General features: G+C 57.2%; 23 protein-coding genes and 1 pseudogene. 13 read left to right on the top strand and 11 right to left on the bottom strand.

The genetic code is table 11. The annotated features are described in order from the left end of the window. The first annotated feature begins 3 nt into the window (after positions 1-3). From ACI77H_RS07680 to ACI77H_RS07665, 4 genes are all read left to right on the top strand, one after another. Positions 4-960 (top strand): LysR family transcriptional regulator, encoded by a 957-nt coding sequence (locus ACI77H_RS07680; protein ID WP_407011300.1) that lies wholly within the window; start codon positions 4-6, stop codon positions 958-960. A 69-nt stretch (positions 961-1,029) separates the two neighbouring features. After that, a complete protein-coding gene (locus ACI77H_RS07675; protein WP_407011556.1) occupies positions 1,030-1,491 on the top strand; it encodes a MarR family winged helix-turn-helix transcriptional regulator in 462 nt (153 codons plus the stop codon). 362 nt (positions 1,492-1,853) lie between these two features. Further along, entirely contained in the window at positions 1,854-2,273 is a 420-nt protein-coding gene (locus ACI77H_RS07670) for an organic hydroperoxide resistance protein (protein ID WP_150631064.1), read from the top strand. Positions 2,274-2,305: 32 nt separating this feature from the next. Then, the gene (locus ACI77H_RS07665) at positions 2,306-3,319 is read left to right on the top strand and encodes an alpha/beta hydrolase (protein ID WP_407011299.1); all 1,014 of its coding nucleotides are present in this window, start codon (positions 2,306-2,308) and stop codon (positions 3,317-3,319) included. Between the two features lie 169 nt (positions 3,320-3,488). Here ACI77H_RS07665 and ACI77H_RS07660 read toward each other — a convergent pair whose 3' ends face one another. Next, positions 3,489-4,058, bottom strand: coding sequence for an elongation factor P (locus ACI77H_RS07660; protein WP_007943632.1), 570 nt, complete (start codon positions 4,056-4,058; stop codon positions 3,489-3,491). Between the two features lie 48 nt (positions 4,059-4,106). Continuing rightward, on the bottom strand, positions 4,107-5,264 hold the full coding sequence (gene earP, locus ACI77H_RS07655) for an elongation factor P maturation arginine rhamnosyltransferase EarP (RefSeq protein ID WP_407011297.1): 1,158 nt from the start codon (positions 5,262-5,264) through the stop codon (positions 4,107-4,109). Positions 5,265-5,388: 124 nt separating this feature from the next. Here earP and ACI77H_RS07650 point away from each other — a divergent pair, with 124 nt between their 5' ends. Further along, on the top strand, positions 5,389-5,799 hold the full coding sequence (locus tag ACI77H_RS07650; RefSeq protein WP_407011296.1) for a hypothetical protein: 411 nt from the start codon (positions 5,389-5,391) through the stop codon (positions 5,797-5,799). Positions 5,800-5,801: 2 nt separating this feature from the next. Beyond that, positions 5,802-6,284, top strand: a complete 483-nt coding sequence (locus ACI77H_RS07645; RefSeq protein ID WP_407011294.1) for a transcription elongation factor GreAB — start codon at positions 5,802-5,804, stop codon at positions 6,282-6,284. 7 nt (positions 6,285-6,291) lie between these two features. Here ACI77H_RS07645 and cysB read toward each other — a convergent pair whose 3' ends face one another. The 5 genes from cysB to ACI77H_RS07620 all read right to left on the bottom strand — a co-directional run bounded on the left by cysB (position 6,292) and on the right by ACI77H_RS07620 (position 10,248). Next, a complete protein-coding gene (gene cysB / locus ACI77H_RS07640; RefSeq protein WP_008148549.1) occupies positions 6,292-7,266 on the bottom strand; it encodes an HTH-type transcriptional regulator CysB in 975 nt (324 codons plus the stop codon). Positions 7,267-7,379: 113 nt separating this feature from the next. Continuing rightward, on the bottom strand, positions 7,380-7,883 hold the full coding sequence (locus ACI77H_RS07635) for a universal stress protein (protein ID WP_407011292.1): 504 nt from the start codon (positions 7,881-7,883) through the stop codon (positions 7,380-7,382). Between the two features lie 94 nt (positions 7,884-7,977). Further along, a complete protein-coding gene (locus ACI77H_RS07630; RefSeq protein ID WP_407011291.1) occupies positions 7,978-8,883 on the bottom strand; it encodes a 5'-nucleotidase in 906 nt (301 codons plus the stop codon). Between the two features lie 25 nt (positions 8,884-8,908). Beyond that, entirely contained in the window at positions 8,909-9,865 is a 957-nt protein-coding gene (locus ACI77H_RS07625; RefSeq protein WP_407011290.1) for a putative 2-dehydropantoate 2-reductase, read from the bottom strand. Next, the gene (locus tag ACI77H_RS07620; RefSeq protein ID WP_407011289.1) at positions 9,862-10,248 is read right to left on the bottom strand and encodes a thioredoxin family protein; all 387 of its coding nucleotides are present in this window, start codon (positions 10,246-10,248) and stop codon (positions 9,862-9,864) included. The genes ACI77H_RS07625 and ACI77H_RS07620 overlap by 4 nt, the downstream gene beginning before the upstream one ends. On the opposite strand from ACI77H_RS07620, the gene ACI77H_RS07615 reads away from it, so the two are divergent. Both ACI77H_RS07615 and ACI77H_RS07610 read left to right on the top strand, forming a co-directional pair. Then, a complete protein-coding gene (locus ACI77H_RS07615; RefSeq protein ID WP_407011287.1) occupies positions 10,247-10,690 on the top strand; it encodes a PilZ domain-containing protein in 444 nt (147 codons plus the stop codon). The two genes, ACI77H_RS07620 and ACI77H_RS07615, sit on opposite strands and share 2 nt — an antisense overlap. A gap of 162 nt (positions 10,691-10,852) precedes the next feature. Then, on the top strand, positions 10,853-11,929 hold the full coding sequence (locus ACI77H_RS07610; protein WP_090318048.1) for a 3-deoxy-7-phosphoheptulonate synthase: 1,077 nt from the start codon (positions 10,853-10,855) through the stop codon (positions 11,927-11,929). Positions 11,930-11,990: 61 nt separating this feature from the next. Here the strand turns inward: ACI77H_RS07610 and ACI77H_RS07605 are convergent, their stop codons facing one another. Further along, on the bottom strand, positions 11,991-12,278 hold the full coding sequence (locus ACI77H_RS07605) for a GNAT family N-acetyltransferase (RefSeq protein ID WP_008031384.1): 288 nt from the start codon (positions 12,276-12,278) through the stop codon (positions 11,991-11,993). 642 nt (positions 12,279-12,920) lie between these two features. On the opposite strand from ACI77H_RS07605, the gene oprI reads away from it, so the two are divergent. Continuing rightward, positions 12,921-13,172, top strand: a complete 252-nt coding sequence (gene oprI, locus ACI77H_RS07600) for an outer membrane lipoprotei OprI (RefSeq protein WP_003172710.1) — start codon at positions 12,921-12,923, stop codon at positions 13,170-13,172. 123 nt (positions 13,173-13,295) lie between these two features. On the opposite strand, the gene ACI77H_RS07595 is transcribed toward oprI, so the two are convergent. From ACI77H_RS07595 to ACI77H_RS07585, 3 genes and pseudogenes are all read right to left on the bottom strand, one after another. Further along, positions 13,296-14,267: a L,D-transpeptidase family protein gene (locus ACI77H_RS07595; RefSeq protein WP_407011286.1), complete on the bottom strand. Its 972-nt coding sequence runs from the start codon at positions 14,265-14,267 to the stop codon at positions 13,296-13,298. 168 nt (positions 14,268-14,435) lie between these two features. After that, the gene (locus ACI77H_RS07590; protein ID WP_407011285.1) at positions 14,436-14,729 is read right to left on the bottom strand and encodes a hypothetical protein; all 294 of its coding nucleotides are present in this window, start codon (positions 14,727-14,729) and stop codon (positions 14,436-14,438) included. Positions 14,730-14,785: 56 nt separating this feature from the next. Next, positions 14,786-14,944, bottom strand: a pseudogene (locus ACI77H_RS07585) (arylesterase); the annotation flags it as partial. A gap of 146 nt (positions 14,945-15,090) precedes the next feature. On the opposite strand from ACI77H_RS07585, the gene hxsA2 reads away from it, so the two are divergent. The 4 genes from hxsA2 to hxsC are packed head-to-tail and all read left to right on the top strand — an operon-like array spanning position 15,091 to position 18,286. Next, positions 15,091-15,375 carry a His-Xaa-Ser repeat protein HxsA2 gene (gene hxsA2 / locus ACI77H_RS07580; protein WP_407011284.1) on the top strand — a complete coding sequence of 95 codons (285 nt, stop codon included), beginning with the start codon at positions 15,091-15,093 and terminating at the stop codon, positions 15,373-15,375. Between the two features lies 1 nt (position 15,376). Beyond that, entirely contained in the window at positions 15,377-15,679 is a 303-nt protein-coding gene (hxsD, locus tag ACI77H_RS07575; protein WP_407011282.1) for a His-Xaa-Ser system protein HxsD, read from the top strand. Continuing rightward, entirely contained in the window at positions 15,672-17,129 is a 1,458-nt protein-coding gene (gene hxsB, locus ACI77H_RS07570; RefSeq protein WP_407011281.1) for a His-Xaa-Ser system radical SAM maturase HxsB, read from the top strand. Before hxsD ends, hxsB begins: the two co-directional genes overlap by 8 nt. Beyond that, complete coding sequence (gene hxsC / locus ACI77H_RS07565) at positions 17,123-18,286, top strand: His-Xaa-Ser system radical SAM maturase HxsC (protein ID WP_407011280.1); 1,164 nt, start codon at positions 17,123-17,125, stop codon at positions 18,284-18,286. The genes hxsB and hxsC overlap by 7 nt, the downstream gene beginning before the upstream one ends. Positions 18,287-18,298: the final 12 nt, after the last annotated feature.

The raw sequence follows: 18,298 nt of genomic DNA, 5'->3' as shown, positions 1-18,298 counted from the left end.
TTCATGAACCCCAATCAATTGACCGAACAACTCGGCCTATTCCTCGACGTGCTCGAAACCGGCAGTTTTTCAGCCGCTTCGCGCCGTCATCCACTGACCCCTTCGGCCGTGGCGCGGCGCATCGACAGCCTGGAAAGCGCCGTTGGCAGCCAGTTGTTCATTCGCAGCACCCACGCCGTCCGCGCCACCCCGGCCGGCGCGGCGTTTGCCGAGCGTGCGCGGCGGATCGTGGCAGAATTGCAACTGGCCCGGGCCGAGGCAGTGTCCCTGAGCAGTGCGCCGGAAGGCCTGATCCGGATCGACGCGCCCGCCGCGTTCGGCCGGCGGCATCTGGCGCCGGTGATCGCTGATTTTCTGATGCTCTACCCTGGCCTCGACGTGCAACTGCACTTGATCGACAGTTTTGTCGACATGCAGGGTTTGAACCTAGGCAAGGTCGATCTGGTGCTGCGCGCCGGGCAAATGGCCGACACCCGCCTGGTGGCTACGCCGCTGGCAAGCATGGTGCGCATCGCCTGCGCCAGCCCCGCCTATCTGCAACGCCGTGGCGTGCCGACCGATCCCGCGCAGTTGAGTGACCACGATGGCCTCGACTGGGATGGCCTGGCGCCACCGTTTGCGTGGCGTTTCGAGCACAATGGAGAAATGCATTTGCATCGTCCCGGACGCATCCGCCTGAGCGCCAACAATGCCGAGGCGCTGCTGTGCGGCGCGCTGGCCGGACTCGGTATCGCGCACTTGCCGACCTGGCTGACCAGCGAATACCTGTTGCGCGGCGAACTGCTGCCGCTGTTCTGCGAACACGGCCTGCCACCGCCGGAAACCACTGGCATCTATGCGTTGCGCCTGGAGCAGCAACCCAACCCCAGGAGCCGTTTACTGCTGGAATACCTGAAAGTCCGCTTCAGCCCTGTCCCGCCATGGGATCTGGCGTTGCGAACCAATCTGGATTGGCACTAGGGCAGAATTATCTGGCGCATTAAAGATTCGCCCGCTAGATTCATGACGATCACTGATCAAGGCTTTGAGATGAACACCGACCGCAACACTCAGGATAACTGCGACGCCCTGCTGCTGGACAATCAGGCCTGCTTCGCCCTGCATTCCACTTCGCTGCTGATGACCAAGGTCTACAAGCCGCTGTTGCAAGCGCTGGGCCTGACCTATCCACAGTACCTGGCGATGATGGTGTTGTGGGAACGGGATGGTTTGACCGTAGGCGAAATCAGCACGCGATTGCTGACCGATCCCGGCTCGCTGACTCCGTTGCTCAAGCGTCTGGAAGTCGAAGGGTTACTCAGCCGTACTCGCAGCCGCGAGGACGAGCGAGTGGTGATCGTCGAGCTGACTGAACAGGGCCGCGCATTGCGGGACAAGGCGCGAGGCGTGCCCCAGTGTATCCTCGGCGCCAGCGGCATGACGCTTGAGCGGCTGCAGAAACTGCAAGCGGAGCTGCAAGTGCTGCGCAGCAATCTGCAGGGCAGTCTCTAACCTTCGGAACCGCAGACCTCTTGTAGAAGCAAGCTTGCTCGCGATGGCGTCGTCTCAGCCCCATCATCGCTGAATGACACACCGCGATCGCGAGCAAGCTTGCTCCTACACGACTTCGGTGCTCCTGCTGCTTGTGCTCGACTTCACCCTCATCTGAAAAAAAATCTTCGTCGGAAAAACCTGCTTCGACAGCTCTAGATCGACTCTTTCGCTACCACTCTCCCCACACTCCTCTCTCCTTCCAGCAATTTTTTTAGAAATTTATCTTGCGCGCTAAATATTAGCGAGATACATTCATTTCGCACTTACTTAGCGCGCAAACATTTAGCGCAAAACAACCAAACCCGAACGAGGCCTACATCATGCAAACTCTCTACACCGCAATCGCAACCTCCACTGGCGGCCGTGACGGTCGTGCGGTTTCCAGCGACAACATCCTCGACGTCAAACTCGCAACCCCGAAAGAACTCGGTGGTGCTGGCGGCGCGGCTACCAACCCTGAACAACTGTTCGCTGCCGGTTACTCGGCCTGCTTCATCGGCGCGCTGAAATTCGTCGCCAGCCAGACCAAACGCAGTATCCCGAATGACGCATCGATCACTGCCCATGTCGGCATCGGCCAGATTCCTGGCGGCTTCGGTCTGGACATCGACCTGCACATCAGCCTGCCGGGTCTTGAACAAGCCGATGCGCAAACCCTGGTCGACGCTGCCCACCAGGTGTGCCCGTACTCCAACGCCACCCGTGGCAACGTCGAAGTGCGCCTGCACGTGACCGTTTAACCGTCGACACCAAGACCGAACAGGAAATGAACATGCGCACTTTCAGCAAAGTCTTGACCGGCACCCTTCTTGCCCTGTCCATCCACAGTGCATTCGCGGGCGACGGGGTTGAGCGCAACACCCAGGCGTTCCTCGATGTTCTGAATGCCGGCACCGGCAAACCCATGGAACAGCTTTCACCGAAAGATGCCCGGGCCATTTTGGTCGGCGCGCAAGCCTCGGTGAAATTGACGCTGCCAAAAGCAGATGTCAGCGAGAAGACCATTCAAGTCAATGGCCAACCGCTCAACCTGACCATCGTCCGGCCGGCCGGGGTCAAAGGCGAGCTGCCGGTGTTCATGTTTTTCCACGGCGGCGGCTGGGTGCTGGGGGACTTTCCGACCCACGAACGGCTGGTTCGGGATCTGGTTACGGGTTCGGGTGCGGCGGCGGTGTTCGTCAATTACACCCCTTCACCGGAAGCACATTACCCGGTGGCGATCAACCAAGCTTATGCCGCGACCCAGTGGGTGGCTGAGCACGGTAAAGAAATCAACGTCGACGGCAAGCGTCTGGCCGTGGCCGGCAACAGCGTCGGCGGCAATATGGCGGCCGTGGTTGCGCTGATGGCCAAAGACAAGGGCACGCCGGCGATCAAATTCCAGGTGCTGCTGTGGCCGGTGACCGATGCCAGCTTCGAGACCGCGTCTTACAACCAGTTTGCCGAGGGGCACTTCCTCACCAGAAACATGATGAAGTGGTTCTGGGACAACTACACCACCGACGCCAAGCAACGGAACGAGATCTACGCCTCGCCGCTACGGGCGACCACCGCCCAACTCAAGGGCTTGCCACCGGCGCTGGTGCAGACGGCCGGCGCTGATGTGCTGCGCGATGAGGGTGAAGCCTATGCGCGCAAACTGGATGAGGCCGGTGTGCCGGTGACGGCGGTGCGTTACAACGGCATGATCCACGATTACGGTTTGCTCAACGTGGTGAGCCAGGTACCTGCGGTGCGCTCGGCGATGCTGCAAGCGTCTGAAGAACTCAAGCAACACCTGAAGTAACACCGCTCAACTGTAGGAGCCCGGCTTGCCGGCGATAGCGGTCTCACGGACGCCATCGCCGGCAAGCCGGCTCCTACAGGTTTTGCGGCGTTTTCCCAGTCTGCGTAATTCAGACAAGCACAAAAAAGCCCGACTCAATGGTCGGGCTTTTTCATTCCTGAAGCGGTGCTTATTTAGCACGGCCTTTGTAGGAACCGCCTTCGCGGGTATCGATCTCGATCATGTCGCCGATTTCGATGAAGTCAGCAACCGACAGCTCGGTACCGTTCTTCAGTTTGGCAGGCTTCATTACCTTGCCGGAAGTGTCGCCGCGAGCGGAACCTTCGGTGTAGTCAACCTGACGCACGATAGTGGTCGGCAGTTCTACGGAAACCAGACGCTCTTCAAAGAAGATCGCTTCGCAAACATCGGTCATGCCTTCTTCAACGAAAGGCAGAACAGCTTCGATGTCTTCAGCGTTCAGCTCGTACATGGTGTAGTCGGTGGTGTCCATGAACGTGTAGGTGTCGCCGCTGATGAAGGACAGGGTCGCTTCTTTGCGGTCGAGGATTACGTCGTCCAGTTTGTCGTCGGCGCTGTAAACGATCTCGGTCTTGTAGCCGGTCAGCAGGTTTTTCAGCTTGGTCTTCATGATCGCGCTGTTACGACCAGACTTGGTGAATTCAGCTTTCTGAACCAGCCAAGGATCGTTTTCGAGACGGATCACGGTACCGGGTTTCAGTTCTTTACCAGTTTTCATTGCGAATATCCGAATTTGGATGGGATTTACAAAAATCTAGGCCGCGTATCATATCCAATTTACATAAAACTGTACCAGCGCTGCGGCAAGATCAGCCTGCAAAGCCTGTTCCAGACACCACGCTTCGGCGTGTTTTTGCAGTTCTGGCCAGTGTTTACGGGTCGTCGGCCAATGGTCGGACATATCATGCCCGGCATTCCACGCCCGCCAAAGACCGCTGATCGCCTCGCGGGCAGGCGCGGACAGGCTTTTTGTGTAGAGCGTGAGAAAGGCTTCAAGCTTGTCCAGGTGAATATCTTCGTCCTGGCGATAAATGTGCCAGAGCAACGGACGCCCCGCCCATTGCGCGCGGACAAACGAGTCTTCGCCGCGCACGGCGTTGAAATCGCAGCACCAAAGCAAGTGATCGTACTGATCCTGTCGGACGAACGGCAGCACCTGCACGATCAAGGACTCGCGCACATACACCGCGCCGGCCGCCAAGCCCTGGACACCGAGCCAACGTTCGACATCCCCGAGAATCCGCCCTTCCGGCACCAGCAGATGCGTGGGCGCGGAATCGGCGGCCAGTACATTCAACCAACTGGCCAGACCGGCATTTTCGTAGGCAAACAGCGAAATCAGCTGCGCGCCTTGTGCTCGATCAATCCCTAAACCTTGCAGGAATGCGCGCTGAGCCTCGGGATCTTGCTGAAATTGCCGACGCCGTTCCAGCAATCCGCTTTCACGCAGCAAGCCACCGGTGCCCTTTTGGAACCCCGGAAAGAAAAAGAACTTCTGCACATTTTTGTATTTCACCGACGGCAAGCCGTGGCAGCCAACAACCCAATCCTCAGCGCTCAGGTAGTCGAGGTTCACCCACAGCGGCGGTTTCTCGCGCGCCGCCATGGCCTCCATGTACGCACTCGGCAACTGACAGGCGAACGCGGCGATCACCACATCGGCCGCATCAGTCGGCTGCCAGTCGGCCGTCCACTGACGCACTTCGACACCCTCCTGCCACTGCTGTGAAAGGTTGCTATCGATGGCCGGGCATATCCGCTCGAAGGCCCGCAAATCGTCGACCCACAAACGCACCTCCAGCGCATGCTCGGCGACCAATTGCCTGGCCAGGCGCCAGGTCACACCGATGTCGCCAAAGTTATCGACCACGGTGCAAAAAATATCCCAGCGCCAGCGGCTTTTCATTTGAGACAGTTCAGGCATTCCGGGCTCCCGCTGGCAAAGGCGCCGATTGTCCGCATAAATTACCCCGTGCAGAAGAGCCGACGGCGATTAATCTTCATGCGACAATCGCTACTCGCCCGCGACCACCCGCCAGGAGGCAGTCATGCCCTACCGTCCCAACCCGCGCCGGACCTTGCCGATTCAGCTCAATGCCTTGCAATTGACCGGCAGCATTACCCTCGGATTGTGGCTCGGCTTCCTCGCCATCGCGCTGACCTGCTGGCTCGCCTCGCGCCTGTTGTTCAGCGAGCAACTGGCGCCGGTGGCGCAAGCGGTAGAACAATTGGCCAAACCACCGGTGGTGGCACAACCGGTGCCGGACATTGCGCCGCAGAGCCCGCTGTTCGATCAATATGAAGAGAACCTGCGCAAGAACGAGCAGGCACAACGGCTCGATCAAGCGCGCAGCAGCAAACGCAATCTGTCGAACCCCAATTGCCAGTTCTGGCTGCAACAGGACCGCACGGCACCGAGCGAAAAAAGCCGCGCCAATGTCCTGCAATTCTGCGATTGATCATGAATAAGCAAACCGTCCACCAACTGATTCTCGACAAGCTGCGGATCGATCTCGACATCGCCGAGCGTGCCGCGCAAACCGCGTACGAAACCGCGACCCACGAAGAAAACATCGCCGAGAACAAGTACGACACCTTGGGCCTGGAGGCATCCTACCTGGCGGCAGGACAGGCCAAGCGCGTTGAGGAAATCAGACAGTCATTAACGCTGTGCCAGAACCTGACGCTGCGGCCTTACGACGATCAGCGCGGCATCGAAATCGGCGCCCTGCTCGGCCTGGAAGACGAAAAGGGTCGTGAGCAATGGCTGTTTCTGGCGCCCGACGCGGCGGGTTTGAAGGTCGATCTGGTGGGGCAGTGGATTACCGTCATCACCCCTCGCTCACCGCTGGGCAAAAGCCTGCTGGGCAAGTTCGAAGGGGACGAGGTGGAGATTCTGGTGGCGGGTGCTCGGCAACAGTTTTCTGTTACCGAGGTGGTTTAGCAGGAGATCAGTGGACCGGCAGTTCGACGCCGTCGAACAGCTCTTCGAGTTCCTGCTTGTTGTGGCACTGAATGGCTTTGGCCATGACTTCGCGGGTCAGGTGTGGGGCGAACTTCTCGATGAAATCGCACATGAAGCCACGCAGGAAGGTGCCGCGACGGAAGCCGATTTTAGTGATGCTGGATTCGAACAGATCGCTGGCATCGAGCATGACCAAGTCACTGTCGAGTTTGGCGTCGACCGCCATTTTCGCCACGATGCCCACGCCCAGACCCAAGCGAACGTAAGTCTTGATCACGTCGGCGTCGGCGGCGGTGAACACCACTTTTGGCGTCAGGCCGCGATGGCTGAAGGCTTCGTCGAGTTTCGAACGGCCGGTGAAACCGAAGACGTACGTCACGATCGGGTATTCGGCCAGCGCTTCGAGGGTCAGCTTCGACAACTTGGTCAGCGGGTGGCCCTGAGGCACGACCACGCAGCGGTTCCAGCGGTAGCACGGCATCATCACCAGATCACCGAACAACTCCAGCGCTTCAGTCGCGATGGCAAAATCGACCGTGCCATCAGCGGCCATTTCGGCGATCTGCATCGGTGAACCCTGGTGCATGTGCAGGGCAACGTCCGGGTATTGCTTGATGAAATTGCTGATCACCGGCGGCAACGCGTAACGCGCCTGGGTGTGCGTGGTGGCGATCGACAGGGTGCCTTTCTTCTCGTTGGAGAATTCCTGGGCGATCTGTTTGATGCTTTCGACTTTGCGCAAAATCTCGCCGGCGGTGGTGATGATGCGCTCGCCGGCCGGGGTGACACGGGTCAGGTGCTTGCCGCTGCGAGCAAAAACCTCGACGCCCAATTCGTCTTCCAACAGACGGATCTGCTTGCTGATACCCGGTTGCGAGGTGTAAAGGCTTTGGGCTGTAGCGGAAACGTTGAGGTCGTGGTGCGCCACTTCCCAGATGTAGCGCAGTTGTTGAAGCTTCATATGAATCCCTCAAAGCAGGTAGACGCCACGGGCATCAGCGACGGTATATAACTATATTAATGGCTTGAAGAATAAATCTAGAACTTTTTTATCAAAACGCCACTATTCGTGTTCTAGCGATCTCCCTGGCGCCGGCGCTCCACCAGCGGCACCAGATAGACCGGGACCCGAGCCAACTGCAACACCCGCGCGGCGGTCCGACCCAAAGGCGTTTCAGCGCCAGCACCATGGCTATGACTACCTACGATCAACAAATCCACGGAGAGTTTCTGCGCCTGCTCGAGAATCACCTGCGACGGATCCCCCTGAAGCACCCGCACCGCCTGAATCCGGTCCAGATCGTGCGCCCCCTCGTCCCCCAACTCCTCACGAAAACTGTCGAGCACCCGTTGCTCGATACTGGCAATGACGGTGTTCAGGCCTTGGCTATGAAACTCGTTCAACGCCTGTTCATCGAGGTAACTCTGAAGCACAGATTCGGCAAACAAACCCATCGGCTCAACCGCGTGCACCACATACAAGTCAGCATCGAATGTTCGAGCCAGCTCCAGGGCATGCTGCATCACTAACGGTGCGTACAGGCCGAGGTCAGTGGCATACAGCATCGAACGAATCATATGACCTCCTCGAGTGCCAACATGGCGGAGATTGATTCAGCTTAGCAGTGCCTTGGCGAGTACGACGTCCCGCGTAACGCGTTGAACGGTGGGCTTAAACCTTTTGCTCGTTGCTTATGCCATGCGGCACATGGCCGGTAGCGACCACCTCGCGGGCCAACTCGCAATGGCCGGCCTGATCGTCGAAAAACACGTCGGCAGCAAAGGCTTCGAGAAAAGCCGATTTGGTCAGGCCACCCAGAAACAGCGATTCGTCCAGACGAATATCCCACTCACGCAAGGTGCGAATCACCCGCTCATGAGCCGGCGCCGAACGTGCGGTGACCAGCGCGGTACGGATCGGGCAGGCGCCCTCCGGGAATTCGCGCTGCAACAGATTGAGCGCCGCGAGAAAGCCTTTGAACGGCCCACCGCGCAAGGGCTCGCGGGCACTTTCGCGCTCGCTGGCCTGGAACGCTTCCAGGCCGCCCGCCTGATAAACCCGCTCCGATTCGTCGGAAAACAGCACCGCGTCACCGTCGAAGGCGATCCGCAATTCATCACTGGCGGCACGGCTGGCACCGCCTGACAGAATGGTCGCCGCCGCAAACCCGGCCTCCAGCGCACTACGCACGTCTTCGGCGTGGGTCGACAAGAACAGGTCGCAACCAAACGCCTTGAGATACGGGTACGGACTGCGTCCACCGACAAATGCCGCGCGCGAAATAGCCAGTCCGTAATGGTGAATCGAATTGAACACCCGCAGCCCGGTGTCGGCACTGTTGCGCGACACCAGGATCACCTCGACCCTGGCACGGCCGAGGCTGGCGTTCAGGTTCAGGAGTTTTTCCACCAAAGGGAAGGCATCACCGGGCTCGAGGATTTCGTCTTCGTGTTCGATCTGATATTGCCGGTAAGCCTCGACGCCACTCGCCAGATAAACCTTGTGGCTTTCGCTCAGGTCGAACAGCGCACGCGAAGAAATCGCCAGCACCAGTTTGTCGTCAATCGTCTTTGCCATACCCTTCCCCCTCGGGTTGATCGACTCAGGTGTTACGTCGATCGATAAAACTCAAACTGCGATACAACGCTTCAGTTCTCGGCAATTCGCACCCGGCAGCCTTGGCCGCCGCCAGTGGCCGAGCGTAAATCGCCGCCAGTTCCAGCGGTCGCTTGTGCAAAAAATCGTGATACATGCTCGGCCAGTAGTCCGGCATTTTCTCGGTCATCATGAACAGAAAATCGGCATAACCGGCCGGCATGTCGTGACCGCAGGCCTTCGCGCCCTGGACCACTTCGGCCATCAAGGCCTTGATCAGTTCGCGGCTGTCGGCATCGGCCATCAACGGTGTGGTGCCTGCACCGAGCAGTACCGAGAGGCCGTTGTAAGGAATATTCCAGACCAGTTTTTGCCAGCGCGCCTGGTGCAGGTTCGGCATGGCCTGGGAGTCGATGCCGGCGCTGCGAAACAACCCGGCACCTTCTTCGACAATCGCCATGCGCGCCTGCTCATCCGCAGCGGGGCCACTGTGATAGCCGACGTTCACCGCGCCGAGGGCCTGATGAGTGATCGCGCCCGGGCCGGTGCGATGCACGCAGATCAGACAAAGACCGCCGAGCAGGTGCAACGTATCAGGCAGCAATGCCCGCAGGCTGTCTTCGACGTCGAGGCCGTTTTGCAGCAGCAGGACCTTGGCATTCGGCGCTGCGGCTTGAATGATCGCGGGTGCCAGGCCGGCATTGCCGGTGGTCTTGGCACCGACCAGCAGCCAATCGCAAGGTGGCATGTCTTCGGCGCACGAATAAGCTTGAACCGGATGCAACCTCAACGCGCCGTGCGGTGCACTGTCGATGTGAAGACCGCGCTCGGCCACCGCCGAAAACTCGCTGCGCAGCAGAAAGTGCACATCGAAACCGGCACGCGCCAGCATCACCCCGTAAAACCCGCCGATCGCACCGGTGCCGATAATACCGATGGTCGGTTTGGCAGCTGCAGCCGTCATGGCAACTCCTCTGCTGTTCTCGTCAACGCCTGACCTACGGCTTCATTCAGCTCAGTAGAGGTCAGGCGTGATTTTAGTGCCCCGAAGAACTCACCGTCGCGCACCACAAACAGCGCCGGCAAATGAAAGACCTGATAACGCTCGACCACCCCGCCATTGTCCCCGGCATCGATCCAGCACACGCGATCGACCTGCAGATCAAGTCTGGGCAATTGCTCTCGGGCAAACCGGCAACTGGCGCAGCCGACACTGGTAAAAATAACCAGCGACACGCCGCTCATCGCCAGCAACCGTTGGTCAGCGTCGAAATCGGTCAGTTGCAATTCGACCACTATACTGGGGGAAACAATGTCAGATGGCCGACACATGGAGTCCGTGCTCATGGGACGTTTTATTCCTCATCCTGACGATGTGCCCGTCGAATTAACGTTGCTCAAACCTGAGTGTATTTCACGGCAACAGCTGCACACTATCAGCCTCGGGGGCATGGCTTGCAATTACCACCGCGCCTGGCGCCACGGTACGGCGCTGGAAGTGCGCATACCCACCTTGAACCCGGATTTGCGTTTTCTGGGTTACGTGGCCTGGTGCCTGCGACGCAAGCGCGGCTATCTGGTGGGCATTGCCTTTGTTGACGAGCAGATGATGTTCAGCGCCCGAATGGGCGAACAGGTGTGCCAGATCGAACGTTACTGTCGCCTGCATGACGCCCAGGACGATCTGCAGGAAACTCAGGCGCTGGCCCTCGAATGGGTCCAGCAGCACGCCGACGAGTTCTCTCATGACACGGTTCGCCGGGCATTCGCGCAGGCGGTGCTGGATTAGGGGACGTTATCAATTCGTTGCGAATGGCCCTTAAACCGCTGTCTGCCCATTGTCGAGCCACGGTGTAACGCGCTAAGGTTCCGCTCCCCGACGCGCTTAATTTGCTGTGCTCCGCCGCGCGGGTTCGCTGGCGGCCGGCACCCGTGACCTGACGAGTAAACGATGGCTGATTTACCGATCAACGACCTAAACGTCGCTTCCAACGAGACGCTGATCACTCCTGACCAGCTCAAGCGTGATATCCCTCTGAGCGACGCTGCCCTGCGCACCGTCACCAAGGGTCGCGAAGTCATTCGCAACATTCTTGATGGCACCGACCACCGCCTGTTCGTCGTCATCGGGCCTTGCTCGATCCACGACATCAAGGCTGCCCACGAATACGCCGAGCGTCTGAAAGTGCTCGCTGCGGAAGTGTCCGATACGCTGTATCTGGTCATGCGCGTGTATTTCGAGAAGCCACGCACCACCGTCGGCTGGAAAGGTTTGATCAACGACCCCTACCTGGACGACTCCTTCAAGATTCAGGACGGTCTGCACATTGGTCGTCAGTTGCTGCTGGACCTGGCCGAAATGGGCCTGCCGACCGCGACCGAAGCCCTCGACCCGATCTCTCCGCAGTACTTGCAGGACCTGATCAGCTGGTCGGCCATCGGCGCACGCACCACCGAATCCCAGACGCACCGTGAAATGGCCTCCGGCCTGTCCTCGGCCGTCGGCTTCAAGAACGGCACCGACGGTGGCCTGACAGTGGCAATCAACGCCCTGCAATCGGTTTCCAGCCCGCATCGTTTCCTGGGCATCAACCAGGAAGGTGGCGTGTCGATCGTTACTACCAAGGGCAACGCCTACGGTCACGTGGTGCTGCGCGGCGGCAACGGCAAGCCGAACTACGATTCGGTCAGCGTCGCATTGTGCGAACAAGCGCTGAACAAAGCGAAGATCAAGCCGAACATCATGGTTGACTGCAGCCACGCCAACTCCAACAAGGACCCGGCCCTGCAACCGCTGGTGATGGAGAACGTCGCCAACCAGATCCTCGAAGGCAATAAGTCGATCATCGGCCTGATGGTCGAAAGTCACCTGAACTGGGGCTGCCAGGCGATCCCGAAAGACCTCGCCGACCTGCAGTACGGCGTGTCGATCACCGATGCCTGCATCGACTGGTCCGCCACCGAAAACACCTTGCGCAGCATGCACGCCAAGCTCAAGGATGTGCTGCCCAAGCGTGATCGCACCTGATCGCCGTTCAGCGCACACAAAAACGCCGGGCTTAAACCCGGCGTTTTTTTATGCGTTCGTTTTACTGGCTCAGCTTGGCCGCATGCCGCTGGTGACGCTCCATGTAGCGCTCCACGTAGGAACACGATGGAATGACCGTGTAGCCCATTTCCTCAGCGTACTCCAGCGCCTTCTCGGTCAAGGCTGCCGCAATGCCGCGACCACGCAATGCGTTGGGCACGAAGGTGCGATAGATATCCAGAGTCTGTTTCCCCAGATCCATATAGGTCAGGTAGGCACGATGACCGTCCACATTGGTCTCGAACTGATGACCTGCCTGGTCATGGTTGATGGACAACGCCTCGCTCATCACAACTCCTCTGCGGGTCTTGAATTCCGACCCCTACCTTACCGATGTTTGTCCGGCGAAGGAACATCTACGCCACCCCGTGCCTGAATGGACACCGAGAAGAGCTGCACCAATCTCGCACAACCGAGCACGTATCAAATAGTAGGCACCAATGGCGAAAATGCTCAAGGTACGCTCGTCATGACGCGGGGTTGGACGGGTGCTGCTCCGAGTTACGCAGCGACGGCTCGACCGAAGCGCTCTGCGGGTCGATAGCCTGAACATTGCCGGATGTTGAGACTTAAGACGAGCGCCCTTCTTTTAAGTCACCTCAACTAGGAGAAAGAGTTTGCGAGGTGCTGCGCAAATCCCGAACAAAAGTGTAGACGAATCCATATAGACAGACTTTAGCCAAGATGGGGAAAACAGTCCTGTCGCTGGGAACTTTTTCGTGCCAACTCGCTCAGCTCGGGCCTTGCAGCTGGATATTTTTTAATCAATCGCAAGTAAAAGTTGCTCGAAAAAGAATCAACGCCTACAATTTTTTTTGCTTCTTGCTTTACGTCAGTTTACTTACGACAAGTAATGGGTAGTATGTACGCCGGCTATTTCCTCACTCTGAGGAGACAGCTACTTAATAGAAAGTCCTTGAAGGGGAACACGATGAACAACGTTCTGAAATTCTCTGCTCTGGCTCTGGCCGCAGTTCTGGCTACCGGTTGCAGCAGCGTATCGAAAGAAACCGAAGCACGTCTGACCGCTACTGAAGACGCAGCTGCTCGCTCCCAGGCTCGTGCAGACGAAGCTTACCGTAAAGCTGATGAAGCTCTGGCTGCTGCTCAAAAAGCACAACAGACTGCTGACGAAGCTAACGAGCGTGCTCTGCGCATGCTGGAAAAAGCTAGCCGCAAGTAATAATCCTTCGGGGTTGTTATCAAGCCGACCCATTTTTTGGGTCGGCTTTTTTATTGCCCGGTGTTTATCCAGGCAATAAAAAACCCGCCGATGCAGTTTGCGTCGGCGGGTTCTGTTCAAGCCCTATTGCAGCGGATCGATCGGTGCACTCGTCATCATCGGCGCGGAGGTGTTCGGCACTCCGATTTCGACTGGCAGGCCGTCTTCAGCGGCAACCACGTCCCGGACCACATCCCAGTTCATGCGCAGGTTATTGGTGATGTCCTCACGCTTGAGCATCGCGTTGATCACCGCTGTGTGTTTGTCGACGACAGAAGGGTTGCCCTTGTCATCCAGCGGCGTGTGCGCTTCCAGATAAACCTTGCCGCCACTGACCCCGAATTTGTATGGATCGCTGAGGATGCGCACCGACGTGCCGACCGGAACCATGCCCGCCATCTCCAGCACGTTGTTGTTGAACATGCGGAAGCAACCGTGGCTGGTGCGCATACCGATGCCGAACTTCTTGTTCGAACCGTGAATCAGGTAGCCCGGTGTGCCCAAGGTGAACTTGAACGGCCCCAGCGGGTTGTCCGGGCCTGCGGGCACGACGTTCGGCAGCGGATCACCGTCAGCAGCGTGCTCGGCCTTGATCGACGCTGGAGGGGTCCAGGTCGGGTTCGGCGTTTTCGCAACAATGCTGGTGTGGGCAATCGGCGAACCCCAGCCTTCACGACCGATCCCCAGCGGGAAGGTGTAGACCACGTTGCGGCCTTTCGGGAAGTAGTAGAGGCGGTATTCAGCCAGGTTGATGACGATGCCTTCACGCGGGCCCGGCGGCAGGATGAAGCGCGTCGGCAGTACGATCTCGGTGCCGGCACCCGGCAACCATGGATCGACGCCAGGGTTGGCCGCAACCATTTCCGAGTAGCCCAGATCGTAGGTGGTGCCAAGGTCAGCGAAGGTGTCTTCGTACTTGGCCTTGATCACTTGCACCTGGCCGATGATGTCTTCACCGGGCGGTGGCAGGGGTAGCTCCAATGCTGCTACGGGGCCTGCCGCACAAAGGGCGGCAAGAGTCAGGCAGCGGGTGACGGCAGGAAAGCGCGGCAACATCCGGAAAATCCTTCGCATAATCGACTGGGGTTTAAGAACGCAATTGTACACTGGCACTCCGGCATTCGGGGAGACACACCGATAGAGCGCGAATTGGCTGCGATGGATGCGTTTTTTTCAGGCGTACATATCCGTTTCTTCGCAACGGCTGCTGACGACTTCAAACCGTCAAAGCTCGAACCGCAACTCAGGCCAGATCGGCGAAGTACCACGCTTTTGCGACTCGAGGATCGCCCGGCACAACGAACACAGACGCTGATCCTGGAACGCCCGGCGGTCGACACTCGACCAGCGCGGTTGCGCGGGCAGCAGGCTGCCGCACAAGGTGCGATCGGCCGAGCCGCCCAGCTCCAGCTGACGGGTCACCAGATGTACCCGCACTTCCTGGCAGGCGAACAGATCCAGCTGTTCGTCAGGCTCGATCAGTTGGTAGGCAAAAAGTGACCAGGCGGGACGCGGCATCGGGGGCTCCAAATCGGGGGCGCCACCTTAGCCGAAACACCGCCGCTAGAAAAGCGTCAAAGCAGCGGTTTCAGCGTCGGCCAGACATTTTCCAGCAACTTGCCCTGAGCCCCCGCAGCCGGGTGCAGGCCGTCTGCCTGCATCAGGTCGGGATGCCCGCCTACGCCGTCGAGGAAAAACGGCACCAGCGGGATTTTTTTCTCGGTGGCGACGTTGCCGTGCACTACGGAATTCGCGGGCTATGGTACGTCTGTCGGATTTAAGAGATGGATGGCTCTCCACCGCTAATTCCACATTGACATCATGGCATCCTGCCAGCGAAACTCGCCTATATCCCCACTAACGATAAGGAAATCCGATAATGAAAAAGCGTTCCTTTTTGGTACCGATCGCTACTCTGGCAGCAGCCGTAGGTACTGAGCAGGCTTCGGCCTTAACCACCCACGAAATTGTCGAACCCGACACTGACACTTCAATCTCATTCCAATCGACTACTCAAAGCGAAAATATTTCGGCTCGCGGTGGCAATGACCTGTTTTCGTTTGTCCTGAAGCGTGGAGATCAAGGTCAGTTCATGGCTTACCACAGCTCTCACAGCTCTCACGCTTCGCACAGCTCACACAGCTCACATCATTCGGGCTCCTGAAATGGAACTTGAGTCTTCGCTTGCCTTTGATGAGCGGCTTTATGATGTGGAAGCTCTACAAAAAGCAGCTTATCGCTCGATGAATTCGCTGACAGCCGATATCAAATGCGCTGATGGGAAATTTGTTTGCACCTTATCCTCGAACATTGGCATCGACGAACCTTCGTTTCTGACAGCCATTCAAGAATTCAAGAAGGATGTGCTCGACTACCAGCTACGCCACCGGTTGAACGCTGAAACCCTGCCGATCAGGAACCTGATCCTTGGATTGGCGTTCTCAAAAACCGGACTGATCAGTGAGTAAATTCCAAAAGCTGGAATTTTATGTACAGCAACGCACCTATGAGTTGCTGCCATTCAAATTTGATCGTCTGAATGACGACGAGTACGTCATCACCAACATGGCAGGCGAGTTCCACGTCATACCGGTACCGATGCTCGAACCGCTGATATCCAAGACACTCCCGATCTCATCGGAACTGATACCTACTCTGCGGTCGAAACAGTTCATCCGATTCGCCAATGAGCAGGCACCGCTTCAGCTTCTGGCCCTCAAGATTCGCACACGCCTGTCTAGACTCTCCCAGTTCACCAACCTGCATATCTTTGTCGTAACCCTCCGCTGCGACCACAGCTGCCCGTACTGCCAGGTATCAAGGCAATCAGAAAGCAAAGGCGAATTCGACATGACGAAGGAGATGGCTGAAAAGTCGTTGGATTTCGTTTTCAGGTCTCCGAATCCAGCCATTAAAATAGAGTTTCAGGGGGGCGAGCCCCTACTGAATTTCGAAATGGTGGAGTACATCGTTCTTGAGGCAAAAAAACGCAACCTCAAGGAAGGTCGTGACCTTCAATTCGTCATTGCAACCACACTATCGCTACTGACTGATCAAGTGCTGGTTTTCTGCAAGCAGCACAACATCGTCCTTTCATCTTCTCTTGACGGCCCAATGGATCTCCACAATGCGAACCGCCCTCGCCCCGGAAGAGACAGTCATCTACGCTTCGAAGAAGGCCTGAAAAAGGCACGTGCCGTCCTTGGTTACGATCAAGTGTCAGCTCTGATGACAACGACAGACAAGAGCCTGCCCCGAGCGAGAGATATCATTGATGAGTACTTGCGCCTGGGCTTTGATGGAATCTTTCTCCGTACGCTCTCCCCATACGGCTTTGCAATCAAGACCAAGAATTTCATGTCGTATGACGCTGAGCGCTGGCTGGAATTTTACAAGGAAGGTCTTGAGTACATCATTGAGCTGAACAAGTCCGGCGTACGATTTGTCGAGCAGTATTCCTCGCTTGTGCTGACAAAAATGCTGACATCGAATGATCCTGGATTTGTTGACTTGATGAACCCTGCTGGCGCGGGAATCGCCGCCATCGTGTTCAATTACAACGGGGCCGTCTATGCCTCGGATGAAAGCCGAATGCTTGCCGAGATGGGCGATCATACGTTCAGATTGGGCAACGTTCTTGAGCATTCCTATGAAGACATCATTCTTTCCGACCAGCTTCTGGATGCTCTGGAAAACTCCTTCACCTTAAGCGCGCCCATGTGCACTGACTGTGCGTTTGAACCTTATTGTGGTGCCGAGCCTGTCTACCATCACGCGATGCACAACGACTTGGTAGCGAGAAAACCGGAATCCTCGTTCTGCAAGCGCAACATGTCTATTTTCAAGCACCTCATTGAACTGATGGGACAAGACGAACATACGAAGCGGATTTTTGTGGGGTGGGCTAATCGATGCTGAAGCTCAGCGGAAAGGTAATCCGCATTCAGGCGGTAAATGTTTACAACGATCGCACCCTAATCAAGGTTTCCACCAACCGGAGCCTGCCTGAAGTCTTGCGCCGGGAATTGGCCTATCTGATTTCTGATCATCAGATCCCCTGTGGATTCGCACACTACCTGCTGACCGAGCAACATCAGAAACTGGCCGAAGAACTGCCTGCTGGTTCTGACTATTCGATCCTCCCGAATGACTACAGCTACATCGGTGATAATGACGTTGTTCGGCTTTCCGCTGATCGTCAGAGCATCCGAGTGCTGTTTCGGGCTTCATCACCGAACAACAGCATCCTGTTAACCGAGCAGTGCAATAACTACTGCCTGATGTGTTCTCAGCCACCTAAAACAGCTGATGATTCATGGATACTCGATGAAATTGAGAGCTTGATTCCGTTGATCCCAAAGGAAACCCGAGAGCTGGGGTTTACCGGTGGTGAGCCAACGACGAATAAAGAGCGTTTTCTAAAGATTATCCGCCTGACCAAAAGCTACCTGCCAAGAACCGCGATCCATATCCTCTCGAACGGACGAAGCTTCAAAGACCTAACGTTTGCGAAAAAATATGCAGCCATCGAAATGTCCGACGCGATGATCGGAATCCCGGTCTACTCAGACGACCCGACACTGCATGACTACATCGTTCAGGCACAAGGCGCATTCGATGAAACCATTCAGGGCATTCTTAATCTGAAGCGCTTGGGCCAGAGGGTTGAGATCAGAGTGGTCATACACAAGCTTTCGGTGCAGCGGCTTCCGGAATTGTGTGAGTACATCGCTCGCAATCTTCTTTTTGTTGATCAAGTGGCACTGATGGGCCTTGAAATGACGGGCTTCACGCGAGCCAATCTTGATGAGCTCTGGATTGACCCCATCGATTACAAAGACACGCTCAGTAAGTCGGTTGCCATCCTTGCCAAGTACGGTATGAACATCTCGGTCTACAACCATCAGCTGTGCTTGGTGAACCCGGATATTCTTCCCTACTACCGAAAGTCGATCAGTGATTGGAAGAACGAGTTCGCCCCCGAATGCCAGAGCTGCAAAAAACAGCGCGAGTGCGGGGGCTTTTTCGCGTCAGGAATCAAGTTTGGGTACAGCAAACAGCTTTCTCCGTTCTGATCCCTCCGAGAA

This window comes from Pseudomonas sp. O230 (genome assembly GCF_045447035.1).
Lineage (GTDB): Bacteria > Pseudomonadota > Gammaproteobacteria > Pseudomonadales > Pseudomonadaceae > Aquipseudomonas.
The sequence above is the reverse complement of the archived record's forward strand: the minus strand, read 5'-3'. Positions and strand labels throughout refer to the sequence as shown.